Source organism: Lysobacter sp. ESA13C (genome assembly GCF_019970005.1).
Taxonomy (GTDB): domain Bacteria; phylum Pseudomonadota; class Gammaproteobacteria; order Xanthomonadales; family Xanthomonadaceae; genus Lysobacter; species Lysobacter antibioticus_B.
This window is the reverse complement of sequence record NZ_JAHXYK010000007.1, coordinates 110390-123377: the sequence shown is the minus strand read 5'-3', so window position 1 is coordinate 123377 and position 12988 is coordinate 110390. Positions and strand designations below refer to the sequence as shown.

Here is a 12988-nt window from a genome sequence, read left to right as displayed (position 1 = left end):
CGATGACCCCCATGGACACTTTCATCAGCCTCAGCATCGGCCTGACCGGGTTCAAGCGCGGAGCGCTGGCGCCTGATGACGATACCCACGACATCAAGTCCCTGTATCTGAAGACCTTCGCCGAGCGTGTGACTCAGGCGACGGTCGACGACATCCTGCTCTGGTACAGACTCATCGACAAGCGGGTGTTGGGCAATACGCCCGATCGCGAGGAGCGCGTGGTAGCGGTGCTGTTCGCGGACAAGCCCGAGTACGAACTCCCGTGCCGGAAACTGTTGTTCCTGTGGTATGCCGGCGCCTGGCCGACGGTCGTCGACACCCCCGCGTCCACTCACGGCCAAACCTTCAGCGAAGTGATCTCGGCCGAGAGCTACACCCAGGGCCTGGTCTGGCGGGTGATGCAATCGCATCCGATGGGCAGCACCACCTACAACTACGGTTACTGGGCCAACCCGCCGCCGCCGCTGAGCGCCTACCTGGAGAACCCGGTATGAGCATCGTCACGCCTACCGGCGGCTTCGACGTGGTGATCGTCGGCTCCGGCATCGCCGGTTCGATCGTCGCCTACCAGATCGGCAAGACCGGCAAGAAGGTGCTGATCCTCGAAGGCGGGCCGCCGGTACCCAAGAGCCGCGAGGAATACCTGCAGACCTTCTTTACGTCCAACGCGAAGACTCCCGAGTCGCCGTACCCGCCGACCATTCAGGGCGCCGTCCCGACCACCGCCGACAATCCGCTCGGCCAGCCCAACCCGTCCAGCCTCAACACGCCGCGCTACACGGTGTTGCAGATCAATGCCTGGCAGAACCCGAACATCAGTTATTTCGTCTACAACGCCCCGAAGCAGGGCATAGCGCCCGACAGCCCGGAACTGACCTTCGCCTTCGGCAGTTCCTACGAGCGCGTCGCCGGCGGCACCACCTGGCATTGGCTCGGTACTTCGCTCAACAATCTGCCCAACGATTTCCAGCTCAAGACCAAGTACGGCCAAGGCGTCGACTGGCCCGGCGGGGTGCAGTTCTACCAGAACCTGGTGCCGTACTACCGCAAGGCCACCGAGGTGATCGGCGTGTCCGCCGACAAGCAGGCGATGGTCGATCTGTACAAGACCTTCGACGTAGAACCCAGCGGCGTTTACGGCGACAACTACGGCTTCCCGATGCCGGGCATCGTGGAGTCGATGAACGACGTGCTGTATGCGCAGAAAGTCACCACGCTCAAGATCGACAACATCCCGCTGTTCGTCACGCCGACGCCGCAGGGCCGCAATTCGCGGCCCGGCAACCGCCGCCAGTGCGCCGGCAACACCAACTGCATCCCGATCTGCCCGATCCAGGCCAAGTACGACGGATCGGTGACCCTGGCCCAGGCCCTGCAGACCGGCAACGTGCAGATCCAATACAAGACCGTGGCGAGCAACATCCGCCTCAGCGGCGACCGGGTCAGCGGCATCGACTACATCACCTACGACAGCCAGACCGGGCCGCCCACCGGCACGGGCACGGTGTCGGCGAAGCTCTATGTGCTGGCCGCGCACGCGATCGAGACGCCGAAGCTGTTGCTGATGTCGAAAAACAATCCGGGCTGGAAGAATGGCGTCGCCAACAGCTCCGGCCAGGTCGGCCGCAACCTCATGGACCATGTCATGTACCTGGCCTGGGGCCTGGCCAAGGATCCGATCTATGCCTTCCGCGGGCCCTTGTCGACGTCGGGCATCGAGGCGGCGCGCGACGGCGCCTTCCGCAGCCAGCGTGCGGCCTATCGCATCGAGATCGGTAACGAGGGTTGGAACTGGGCCACCAACGACCCCAATACCACCCTGTCCGATTTCATCTTCGGCCAAAACAACACGCAATTGAACGGCGACTCGCTCAACCAGCAGAACCAACCCCTGCGTTTCGACCCGAGTTTGTCGGCCTTCAGCAAGTTGTTCGGCACCCGTCTGGTGAACACGCTCAACGCGATCTACGTGCGCCAGTTGCGCCTGGGCTATCTGATCGAGCAGTTGCCCGATCCCGACAACCGGGTGCAGTTGTCGTCGCTGCGCGATCACCTCGGCCTGCCGCGCCCGGCGGTGACCTACCGCATCCGCGAAGACTATGTGCGCAACGCCTTCGTCTCGGCCAAGCAAGTGTCGACGCAGATCTTCAACGCACTTGGCGCCAAGGAATACACGCAGCTGCCGGGGCCGGTGCAAACCAGCGGCGATACGGCGACGGCGAGCCTGTTCGAATACAAGGGCGACCGTTTCGCCTTCTACGGCGCGGGTCACATCATCGGCACCTACCGCATGGGCAGCAACCCGCGCGATTCGGTGCTCAATGCGCGGCAACAGTCCTGGGATCATTCCAATCTGTACATGGTCGGCAGCGGCGTGTTCCCGAGCACCGCCACCGCCAATCCGACCTTGACCATCGCCGCCCTGGCCCTGCAGGCGGCGGACAATATCCTGCACGACCTCGTTTAACCCCACGGGGCGTGCGGATGCTGCAGGGAGGGCAGAGGAGGCCGCGTCCGGGAGGGACGCGGCCTCATTGCATTGGGCGCCGGTATCGTCGTTGCGATGGCGGAGCCGTTAAAGCATCCACTCCGCCCACGCGCGAATTCGGATGCGCGCCGCGAGTCGTCGCGCGTTTCGGTTTCAATGGAAACGGAATGCCGGGCAACGCTGTCACAGGTCTCCGATCGAATCCGGTCGCCTGTTCGAATGGCCTGCTCGAACCTAACGCAAGTTCGCTGGATCACCCCACGCGAGACGTCATTGCGATTCGTTCTATGAAAAATTCGACGCCGCGGTAGGGGAATTAAACGCGCGTCACGTTTGATCTAGTGAGCCGGTTCGAAGCGCCTTGCGCACGAACGGCTCTCATCGAGGTTTCCATTCGCCGGAACAAGGTCTTCGCCTTGGCCTGCCATGGGCGTGCGCCCATCGGCGACGGTGTTCCGTGCTTGCAATCACACGAATAGGAAAGGCAAAGAATGAAGAAGATCCCTTCGAACAAGACATTCGCCGTGCTCGGTCTCGCCGCGGCTTGCGCGACCGTGTTGATGTGGTCGCGCCAGGATGCGCAGCAACGGTCGCTCGGTGCGCCCGGCGATGCGTTCGCCGCAAGCTCCCGCGCCGCGGGCTCCTTTACCGGCGCCAGCATGCGCAACGTCGCCTACCTCGCGCCCACGCCGCGCAACGATGCGCAGGCCAAGCTCGGCAGCGGCCAATTGCTGGATGCGGTGCAGTGGCTCGCGCAGACTCAGGCGGCCAACGCGGCGTCGTCGACCGCGGCAACGACGGGTGCTGCGGCGTCCGGGGGCCTAGTCAGCGCTCAGGGCGCTGCGAAGCAGACGGTCAGCGCCGCGGCGCAGATCGCCGCGCTCGATCGCGCCGGCATTCCGCTGCGCTTCCGCGACGGCGAGAAGGTCAAGGTCAACCTAGGCTTGGCGCTGAGCTTCGAGGAAGTGCAGAACCCCAGCCTGCTCGACCGCGCAACGTCGACCTTGCGCGAGACGCTGCTGGCCGCCGGTCTGCAGGCGATCCAGGTCAAGGGCTCGCCGACCTTGGAAGCGGAGGTGCCGCTGGCCCGCCTGGAATGGGTGGCCAGCCTGCAATCGGTGGCCCGGGTCTCGTTGATGAATCTGTCGCAGGCCGCTGCCTTCACCGATGGCGCTGCGGCCAGCAACCTCGATCATCTGCGCACGCTCGGCAATTATCAGCAGATCGCAGAGAACTTGCGCAGGGATCTGCGCGGCGAGGGCCTGAACATCGCGATCGTCGACCATTTCGGTAACGCCGAAGGCCAGATTGCGGCGCTGCAAGCCGAGGGCGAATGGCCGAGCAACACTGTCGCCGAGCCCGACAAGATCACCATGACGCCGTCGAGCGAGGGCGAATTCGGTTATCGCGTACGCGCAAACCACGGCAACGCGGTGGCCGAAATCGTTCACGACATCGCGCCGGCGGCCAAACTGCGCCTCTACGACAACTACGGTGCTGCCGACTGGGTCAGCGCGATCCAGGATGCGGCCAATCTCAGCGACCAGAACGTCATCCTGGGCGAGCCGCGCTCGCAGGTCATCACCGCGTCGCTGGGTTTCAACCTGTACGCACCCGGCGACGGCACCGGCACCGGTAGCGACCTCAAGGGTCTGTACGACGCCATCGAGGCGGCCGCGCGCAACGGTGTGCTGATCCTCAATGCCGCCGGCAACGAAGCGCAGAAGCATTGGGACGGCAACAGCACCGCCGGCCTGGGCAACGCCGTGCAGCAGGATTTCGATGTGTCCGCAGCGGGCATCGACACCGTCAACCGGCTGATCCTGAGCGCGAACTTCAACGGCTGCATCCCGGTCGGCGCCTTCAGCCTGGCGGATCAGAACGACTACGACATCAGCGCGACCCTGGGCTGGAACGATTGGGCCAATGCCAACAACACTGCCGACACCGACTACCGGCTGGAGCTGGTGCGCTGGGCCGATGCGGTTCGCCGCAACGGCCGCATCATCACCCCGGCCGGCTGGGTCGTAGCGACGCAGTCGGACGAGGCCCAGGACGGCCGCGCCGGCCAGGCGCCGCTGGAAGGCGTGTCCTTCGTTCCGCCGGCCGCCACCCGCACCGCCGAATGCAACGGCGTATTCAACGCCAACCGCTTCGCCGGCGGCGGCAAGTTCGGTCTGCGCGTCGTGCGCAAGACCGCCGGTGCGAACAACTTCCTGCGTCTGATGATCGGCGGCTACTACACACCGCAGTACGCGCAGGCCGAACGTTCGCTGATCCACCCGGCCGACTCGGCCAGCGTGATCACGGTGGCGGCGCTGGACGCGGCGACCTCGAACCTGGAGGGCTACAGCTCGCGCGGCCCGGTGCTGGCGGCCGGCGGCGCGCGCCCGAACGGACAGGCGGCGGGCAACGCCAAGCCCGACATGGCCAACTTCGCCAACGTCGACACGATGTCTTACGGTGCCAACGGCTTCAACGGCACCTCCTCGGCGACACCGCACGTGGCCGCTCTGGCTTTGCTCGGTCTGCAGCATCAGCGTCAGCTGACCAACGCGACCGTGCCGGTGTTGCCCGCCAACCCGACTGCGCAGCAACGTGCCGACCACGCCGTGGCGCTGCGTCAGCGCAACGTGACCCTGACCGGATCGGTGTACGACTCGCTGGCGTATGTGGCGGGGACCGGCGGCAACGACCTTGGCGTCGCCGGTTTCGACAGCAGCTACGGCACCGGCCGCGTGAAGTTCCATGCGCAGTCGCAGGCCTGCTTCCTGTCGGCGCTGTACGACCCGGCTTACCGCAGCCTGCTGCCGGCACAGGCCAACCCGTTGCCGGCAGGTCAGAAGAGCTACGACGTGTTGCACGGCGAGAACGACACTGCCTGCTCCAACGCCGTCGCGCAGTAAGGCGACAGCGCGGTAAACAGGTCATGGACCCGCGTCGCGTGCGCGCGGCGCGGGTCCGTCACCGGGCAGGCCTCGGCGTCGGCTTCGCATGGTTCATGGCCACGGTGCCCGCCGATACGGCGGGCACCGCCTTGTCTCGCTCATGCCGCCGCCGTTCGACTCGCCATTGCCTCAGCGTGGATGCCGGGCGCTCAGCCTCGGCGCCACGGCTTCATTGCATGGCCCGCTGCAGGCGGGCGACGACTTCGCGCAACTGCGGCAGCCATTCCGGCGCATCGAGAATCTCGAACTCCACGCCGGTCATGGCCAGCAGTGCGACCGCCTGGTCGACCGAGTCGGCGCCGACGTGCAGCAGGCAGTAATGGTCGTCGACGGCCTCGAGCACCCCGCACCAGCTCGGGATGCGGGTAGCGAGCGCTTCGGCCGAGCCTTGCAGGCGCGCGCGCAGGCGATGCGACTGCGAGGGTTGCCGGATGGAGCGCTCGACATAGGTGGCGACGTCCTCGGGCAGGGTGCGCGGCACGAAGCTCGGCCCCGGCGTCTGCACCTGGGCGATGCGGTCGATGCGGAAGGTGCGCCAGTCCTCGCGCTGGCGATCCCAGGCGACCAGGTACCAACGCTGGCCGGTATGCGCCATGCGCAGCGGCTCGACGTTGCGGGTGCTCGGCTTGCCGGTGCGGTCGCGATAGCCGAGCTTGAGCAGCAGATGATCGCGGCAGGCGGTGGCCAGGTGGGTCAGGGTATCGACGTCGGGCGTGGCGTTGTTGTGGCTGAGCGACACGGTCACCGAATACAGCGCGCTGACCCGGCGCCGCAGGCGCGCCGGCATCAGCTGGTCGAGTTTGCTGAGCAGGCCGAGTGCGGTGTCCTCCATCCGCGACACGCTGCCGGTGGCGCTGCGTAGGGCCACGGCGACGGCGACCGCCTCGTCGTCGTCGAGCAACAGCGGCGGCAGCGAGGTGCCGGCGGACAATTGGTAGCCGCCCCCGACCCCGACCGAGGCCTGGATGGGGTAGCCCAACTCGCGCAGGCGTTCGACGTCGCGGCGGACCGTGCGCGCCTCCACTTCCAGGCGTTCGCACAGTTCCGCGCCGGTCCAGTGGCGCCGCTGTTGCAACAACGACAGCAGGCGCAGCAATCGGGTAGAGGTCTTGAGCATGGGCCCAGTCTAGCGACTATTTAGGACATATCCTGTCCGCTATTAGTCGTATCCTAAGCCTGTCCCGCGGTACGCCCGCCCTTCGACCAGGAATGCCCTTATGACCGTCCAGACCTATCAGTTGAGCTGCCACTGCGGCGCCGTGCGCTGCGAAGCCGAGGTCGACCTGGCCGAAGGCAGCGGACGCTGCAATTGTTCGATCTGCGCCAAGTTGCGCAAGTGGGGCGCGGTGATCCGGCCGAGCGCGTTCCGCCTGCTGTCGGGCGAGGACGCCCTCAACAATTATCAGTTCGGCGGTTTCGTCGCCCATCATCAATTCTGCAAGCACTGCGGCGTGCACGTGTTCGGCAAGGGCTACGTCGAGGAGATCGGCGGCGACTATTACTCGGTCAACCTGGCCTGCATCGACAACATCGAACACGCCGAGCTCGCCGAGGTGCCGGTGACCTATTTCGACGGCCTCCACAACAACTGGTTCGAAGTGCCGGCGGTGACCAGCCATCTTTGAACCGGCGGCTGCGAACGCTGCGGCGCGGCTGTGCGAGGATGCACGGCCCGACCGCAGCGAAGCCGACGCGATGGATACCGAGCGACTCAAGCAGTGGTGCCGTGCCTACCCGGGCGCGGACGAGGTCTTGCATCCGGCGCCGTCGAACATCCTGGTCTACAGCGTGGGCAAGAAGTTCTTCGCCTACTTCAAGACCAGCGAGCCCGAGCGCTGGCGTTTCAGCCTCAAGGTCACGCCGGACCGCTTCGTCGAACTGACCGACATGCCCGGCGCCAAGCCGGCGCGTTTCATGGGCCGTTATCACTGGGTCACTATCGTCGACGTGCGCCGTCTGCCCGACGACTACTTGCGCGAACTGGTCGATTGGTCGTACCGCAAGGCGCTCGGCGGGCTCAGCCGCAAGCGCCAGGCCGAGATGCTGGCCGATGCCGACGAAGCGCAACGCCTCAGGCTGGCGCCGATCGCGCCGACGAAAGCTGGCCCAAGACTCGTAACGCTGCCGCGACGCGGGCATCGAGCGGATGGCCGTAGTTGAGCCGCAGGCAGTGGGCGTGGCCGCGATGCGCCGAGAAGATCGGCCCCGGCGCGATGCTGATGCCGCGGCGCGCCGCCTCGCGATGCACGCGTAAGGCATCGCGGTCCTCGGGCAGTTCGATCCAGAGGAAATAGCCGCCGTCGGGACGGGTCACGCGCGTGCCCGGCGGGAAATGCTCGGCGACCGCGGCCAGGTAGGCGCTCTGCTGCGCGGCGAGGGTCGTGCGCAGCCGCCGCAGGTGGCGCTCGTAGCTGCCGCGCTGCAGATAGCGCGCGATCGCCAACTGCGCCGGCACGCAGGTCGCCAGGGTGTTGGTGAGCTTGAGCCGCGCCACCTGCTGCGTGTAACGACCGGCCGCGGCCCAACCGATGCGGTAACCCGGCGCCAGCGTTTTCGAGAACGACGAGCAATGCAGCACCAGCCCGCGCCGGTCGTAAGCCTTGGCCGGCGCCGGCCGGTGCGTGCCGAAGTGCAGCTCGCCGTAGACGTCGTCCTCGATCAAGGGCAGTTCGTGGCGCGCCAGCAGTTCGACCAGTTCGCGTTTCTTCTCGTCCGGCATCGTGCTGCCGAGCGGGTTCTGGAAATTCGTCATCAGCCAGCAGGCCTTCGGCGCGTGGCGTGCGATCGCGGTGGCCAGCGCGCCGAGCTCGATGCCGTCGCGCGGATGGGTCGGCACTTCGATCGCATGCAGGCCGTGGCGTTCGAGCACCTGCAGGGCGGCGTAGAAGCACGGCGACTCGACCAGCACCGCGTCGCCGGGTCGGGTCACCGCGGCGATGCACAGGTTCAAGGCCTCGATCGCGCCGTTGCACACGACCAGATCGTTGGCACCGAGCTCGACCCCGCCGATGCGATAGCGCAAGGCGATATGGCGGCGCAGTTCGGCGTTGCCCGGGGTCAGGTCGTCGACCGTGCTGCGCGGGTCCAGGTGCACGGCCTCGTGCGCCATCGCCCGCCCCAGCCTGGCGAGCGGGAACAGCGCCGGGCTCATGAAGGCCGAGCCCAGCGGCACGATGTCGTGGGCCATCGCCGACTCCAGCACTTCGAACACCAACTCGCTGACGTCGACGGGTCGCGACTCGCCGTCCGGCTGCGAGGCCGCATCGGGTTCCGGTGGCAGCGTTCGGGCCTGCTCGCTGACGTAATAGCCCGAGCGCGCCCGCGACTGCACCAGCCCCTGCGCCTCCAGCAGGTAATAGGCCTGGAACACGGTGGACGGACTGAGCTGCCGCGCCGCGCTGGCCTGGCGCACCGACGGCAGCCGCTGCCCGGGCGACAGCAGCCCCTGGCGGATCGAACGGGCGATGTCGTCGGCGAGGGCCTGGTAGCGCTTCATTTGGAGTCCGTTAGGGGCCGTGTTTGATCGCTTCCCGCGATGCGGGCGCGCTTATCCCTTCTCCCGCTCCGCGGGAGAAGGTGGCCGAAGGCCGGATGAGGGCCATCGCCCAGCCACTTCGCACCAGGCCAGATGACGCCCTCGTCCCGTCTGGAGCCAGTCGACGGTTTCAGGTCGCTACGCAACTGACATGGTTTTTTATCCGAAATCTGATTCTACGTCTTCTGATCCGGTCCGGGCAGAATGGTTCCCGTAGCAAGAGCCCCCTCCGGAAGTCCCCTGCCATGAACCCGCAAGTCGAACTCAACCTGGCCCTGATCCTGTTCGTGCCGTGGTTTTCGATCCTGGCCTGGCTGTTCTGGGCCTATCCGCGCCAGCCGCGCGGCGGCGCCCGCACCGTCTTCGACAGCGCCAGCCTGATCCTCGCGACCGTGCTGGCCGGCTGGGGCATGCACTGGAGCATGCACAACGCCGACCCCAACGCCGGCGCCATCTGGAAACAGGTGCTGGCCAGTTCGGTCGCCTACGGCCTGTTCCTGCTGGTCATGACCCTGGCCATCGTCGTTCGCTGGCGCTGGTTGCGCGCTCGCCGCGCGACCTCTACCGCTGAGCCGGCCGCTCAAGCGGACTCTCACCGAAACAGCACCCGCCCGCTCGCGGGCAAGGTCGAATCATGAAGATCCTGTTCGTCGCCGCCTTTCTCGGGGTGATCCTCTACAACCTCGGCGCCGGCCTGTACTACATGCTGGTCGACAAAGGCACCAGCAAGCGCACCGTCAACGCCCTGACGCGCCGCATCGTCTTCTCGATCGTATTGATCGGCCTGGTCGTGGCCGGCATCGCCACCGGCGTGGTCGAGCCGCACGGCGTCGGCGTTTAAGCCCGGCGCCGGCGCAGGCTAAGCTGGCGGCATCACGCCGCCGAAGCCCGCGCAATGACCCAGGCCCGCATCGTTTCCAACGCCGACACCGCCGAGTACTACTTCGAAGAACGCTGCCACATCATCGAGTGGTGGAATTCCAGCGACGACCCGCAGGCTTCGATCGCGCGCGCCCGCGTCGAGCCCGGCGTTACCACCCGCCTGCACCGCCTGCGCGGCACCAGCGAGCGCTACGTCGTGCTCGAAGGCCGCGGCCGGGTCGAGGTCGGCGACTTGCCGCCGAGCATCGTCGGCCCCGGCGACGTCGTGGTGATTCCGCCGGGCGTGGCGCAACGCATCGCCAACCTCGGCGACGGCGATCTGCTGTTCCTGGCGATCTGCACGCCGCGTTTCGAGCCCGCTAACTACGAAGACATCGATCCGGAGGCCGCATGAGCACGACGGTGCCGACGCTCGGTCTGCGCGAACGCTACCTGGGCTGTCTGCTGGGCCTGGCCTGCGGCGATGCGGTCGGCACCACCGTCGAGTTCAGCGCGCGCGGCAGCTTCGCGCCGCTGACCGACATGGTCGGCGGCGGGCCGTTCGACCTGCGCGCGGGGCAGTGGACCGACGACACTTCGATGGCCCTGTGCCTGGCCGCGAGCCTGATCTACCGACGCGGTTTCGACGCGCGCGACCAGATGAACCGCTACTGCAACTGGCGCGAAGTCGGCTACATGAGCAGCAACGGCGAGTGCTTCGACATCGGCACGACCGTGAGTGCGGCGCTGACCCGCTATCTCGGCAGCGGCGATCCCTTCGCCGGCGACACCGGCCCGCGCGCGGCCGGCAACGGCGCACTGATGCGGCTGGCGCCGGTGCCGATGCTGTGGCGCCGGCATGCCGAGGCGGCCCAGCACTATGCGGCCGAATCCACCCGCACCACCCATGGCGCCGCCGAGGCCCTGGACTGCTCGCGTTTGTTCGCGATGCAGTTGCGCGCCGCGCTGATGGGCGCCGGCAAGGAAGCGGTGCTGACCCCGGCGATGCCGCCGCCGGCGAGCCCCAAGGTGGCGGCCATCCACGCCCGCGAATACGCCGGCAAGCGCGAGGACGCGATCGTCGGCTCCGGCTACAGCGTCGAATCGTTGGAGGCCGCGCTGTGGTGTTTCCTGCACAGCAACGACTACGAAACCGCGGTGCTGCGCGCGGCCAACCTGGGCGACGACGCCGACACCACCGCGGCGATCTGCGGCCAACTCGCCGGCGCGTTCTACGGCATCGACGCGATCCCGCCGCGCTGGCTCGAACGGCTGACCATGCGCGAAGAGATCGCGGCGATGGCGCTGGCGCTGTTGGATTTGGCGGAAACGGAGGTTCAGGCTTGAAAGGCCCAGGCAACTCGTTCTTCCAATTGCACTGGCTTGGTCGCGGATGAGTCGGAAATCGCGAAGCGGGTACTAGACTCCGTGCTTAGCTTGTCCTATGACCCGTTGAACGAATAAAAACCATGGATCTATCCGCTATCGAAGAGCGCCTGATCGAATGGGCCCGAAGCGAACCCATCATCGAAAGAGTCCACGTCTTCGGCAGCCGCGTTCGGGGCGAACATCGACCCGACAGCGATATCGACGTGGTCGTCGAGTTGGATCTCGAAGCCGCCCCTGGAGCGGACTTTAGCGGTGGCTTCGCGACGTTCAATTCCCGGTCCAAACGCTGGAACGCACAGCTGGCCGAACTCCTGCCTATGTCCGTGGATCTGGATTTCTACGCCGGTGCCAAGCACACGCCCATCTTGCATGCCGGCTTGCAACGTTCGAGCCGGCTGATCTACGACAAGCGGGTTTGACCGCCGGAGGACGACGCTGCCCGGAAGTGCCGCCTGAGCGATGTCGCCGGGATGGCCGGCGACATCGCGAGGCAGAGCGCGCTTCGTCGCGTGGGGACTTCAGGGCGCAGGCCTGCGCACCGTCCAGTTCTGGGTCGACTGCGTGCCGCAGGTCTGGATGGTCAGTTGCGCGCCGGCGGTCGACGAGGTCAGGCACAACCCCGACAAATCGCTGCGCAGTTGGTTGCCGACCTGGTTCCACAACTGGTTGCGGCCGCCGTTGCAGGCGTAGACGATGACCGGCGAGCCGGGGGTGGTGCGGTGCTGTTCGACATCCAGACACAGGTCGGCCTGCAGGCGCAGGCTGCGGTCGACGCCGTGCACCCAGGCCTGGTTCTCGCCGGTGTGGCAGCCGTAACCGAGTGCGGGCACGTTGCTCGTCGTCGCGCCGCCCTTCGCGTCGATGCACAGGTTGTTGCCGCTGACCACCGTGCCGCGCAACGAATTGCCGATGGCGTTGACCTGGACGCTGCCGACCGCGGTCTTGTCGACGCGGCTTGCGCAGGGCACGCTGATCTTGGTGCTCGACACGCTGGCGACCGTGGTGCCGCCATTGCCGATGGGGAGCAGGAACTCCGCGTCCGAGTACGGTTGGTTGTAGCAGTTCGACTTAGGCGAGCTCCATTCGAAGTATTCGGTCCAGTTGACCATGCCCTTCGGAGAGAGCTGGGTGGACGCGCTGCGGATGCTGCCGAGCTTGAACGAGCCGCCGCCGGTGAGGTCGGTCACGGTCACACCGAACCAGCGGTCGCCCTCGTGGGCGACGCGGAAACGGTAGGTATGCCCTGCCGTCCACTCATGGGCCATGCGACAGCTCTTGCCGACGCCTTCGCCGTCGAAGTTCAGACAATAGCTGCCCGCGCTGCCGGCCTTGGCCTCGGTCGCGTCCCATACCGAGAACAGGAACATGCGCGACTTGCCGCCGTTGCTCTGCATGCCGGTGTAGCCGACGGAGGGCGTTCCGACGAAAGCGAATTGATTGCTCCAGTAGACGTTGGCGCGATAGCCGGGGTCGGTTTCGACGGTGATGCCGAAATCGACCGAGTCGAGCCCGGTGATGGCGGGGTCGAAGGCGTAGTTGGTGTAGGTGCCCGGCGTATCGCCGGCCGCAGCGCCTAGCGAGAGGAACGACAACAGCAGCAGGCTGCCCCAGCGTTGGATCGATCGCACTATCTTCATGATGGTCTCCGTGGTGGGTTCGCCGTCCGGATGAACGGCGTTCGTGCAACTCCATCGCTATGCGCCAGTGGCCGACTCGAGGTTGCGGTCGGTGCTTCCACGAGCGAGGAGCCTTGCGGCCGTCGCAGCC

Annotated in this window: 13 protein-coding genes; 10 read left to right on the top strand and 3 right to left on the bottom strand. The window is 66.5% G+C overall.

What is annotated here, in order from left to right:
• Positions 1-2 precede the first annotated feature (2 nt).
• The 3 genes from LC490_RS15485 (at position 3) to LC490_RS15475 (ending at position 5394) form a co-directional block, all read left to right on the top strand.
• Complete coding sequence (locus LC490_RS15485) at positions 3-494, top strand: hypothetical protein (RefSeq protein ID WP_031371963.1); 492 nt, start codon at positions 3-5, stop codon at positions 492-494.
• Entirely contained in the window at positions 491-2467 is a 1977-nt protein-coding gene (locus LC490_RS15480) for a GMC family oxidoreductase (RefSeq protein ID WP_223620751.1), read from the top strand. The genes LC490_RS15485 and LC490_RS15480 overlap by 4 nt, the downstream gene beginning before the upstream one ends.
• Positions 2468-2979: 512 nt before the next feature.
• Entirely contained in the window at positions 2980-5394 is a 2415-nt protein-coding gene (locus LC490_RS15475) for a S8 family serine peptidase (protein ID WP_223620750.1), read from the top strand.
• Between the two features lie 211 nt (positions 5395-5605).
• On the opposite strand, the gene LC490_RS15470 is transcribed toward LC490_RS15475, so the two are convergent.
• The gene (locus LC490_RS15470; RefSeq protein WP_223620749.1) at positions 5606-6553 is read right to left on the bottom strand and encodes a YafY family protein; all 948 of its coding nucleotides are present in this window, start codon (positions 6551-6553) and stop codon (positions 5606-5608) included.
• A 100-nt stretch (positions 6554-6653) separates the two neighbouring features.
• On the opposite strand from LC490_RS15470, the gene LC490_RS15465 reads away from it, so the two are divergent.
• The gene (locus LC490_RS15465) at positions 6654-7061 is read left to right on the top strand and encodes a GFA family protein (RefSeq protein ID WP_223620748.1); all 408 of its coding nucleotides are present in this window, start codon (positions 6654-6656) and stop codon (positions 7059-7061) included.
• A 70-nt stretch (positions 7062-7131) separates the two neighbouring features.
• Positions 7132-7596, top strand: coding sequence for an MmcQ/YjbR family DNA-binding protein (locus LC490_RS15460; RefSeq protein WP_081930861.1), 465 nt, complete (start codon positions 7132-7134; stop codon positions 7594-7596).
• On the opposite strand, the gene LC490_RS15455 is transcribed toward LC490_RS15460, so the two are convergent.
• Positions 7508-8932: a PLP-dependent aminotransferase family protein gene (locus LC490_RS15455; protein WP_031371957.1), complete on the bottom strand. Its 1425-nt coding sequence runs from the start codon at positions 8930-8932 to the stop codon at positions 7508-7510. The two genes, LC490_RS15460 and LC490_RS15455, sit on opposite strands and share 89 nt — an antisense overlap.
• Positions 8933-9216: 284 nt before the next feature.
• On the opposite strand from LC490_RS15455, the gene LC490_RS15450 reads away from it, so the two are divergent.
• The 5 genes from LC490_RS15450 (at position 9217) to LC490_RS15430 (ending at position 11640) form a co-directional block, all read left to right on the top strand.
• Entirely contained in the window at positions 9217-9609 is a 393-nt protein-coding gene (locus LC490_RS15450; protein WP_223620747.1) for a hypothetical protein, read from the top strand.
• Complete coding sequence (locus LC490_RS15445; protein WP_223620746.1) at positions 9606-9812, top strand: twin transmembrane helix small protein; 207 nt, start codon at positions 9606-9608, stop codon at positions 9810-9812. Before LC490_RS15450 ends, LC490_RS15445 begins: the two co-directional genes overlap by 4 nt.
• 54 nt (positions 9813-9866) lie before the next feature.
• Positions 9867-10247, top strand: a complete 381-nt coding sequence (locus LC490_RS15440) for a cupin domain-containing protein (protein WP_031371954.1) — start codon at positions 9867-9869, stop codon at positions 10245-10247.
• The gene (locus LC490_RS15435) at positions 10244-11179 is read left to right on the top strand and encodes an ADP-ribosylglycohydrolase family protein (protein WP_223620745.1); all 936 of its coding nucleotides are present in this window, start codon (positions 10244-10246) and stop codon (positions 11177-11179) included. Before LC490_RS15440 ends, LC490_RS15435 begins: the two co-directional genes overlap by 4 nt.
• Before the next feature lie 122 nt (positions 11180-11301).
• A complete protein-coding gene (locus LC490_RS15430; protein WP_223620744.1) occupies positions 11302-11640 on the top strand; it encodes a nucleotidyltransferase domain-containing protein in 339 nt (112 codons plus the stop codon).
• 99 nt (positions 11641-11739) lie between these two features.
• Here the strand turns inward: LC490_RS15430 and LC490_RS15425 are convergent, their stop codons facing one another.
• Positions 11740-12858, bottom strand: coding sequence for a ricin-type beta-trefoil lectin domain protein (locus LC490_RS15425; protein ID WP_223620743.1), 1119 nt, complete (start codon positions 12856-12858; stop codon positions 11740-11742).
• Positions 12859-12988 lie beyond the last annotated feature (130 nt).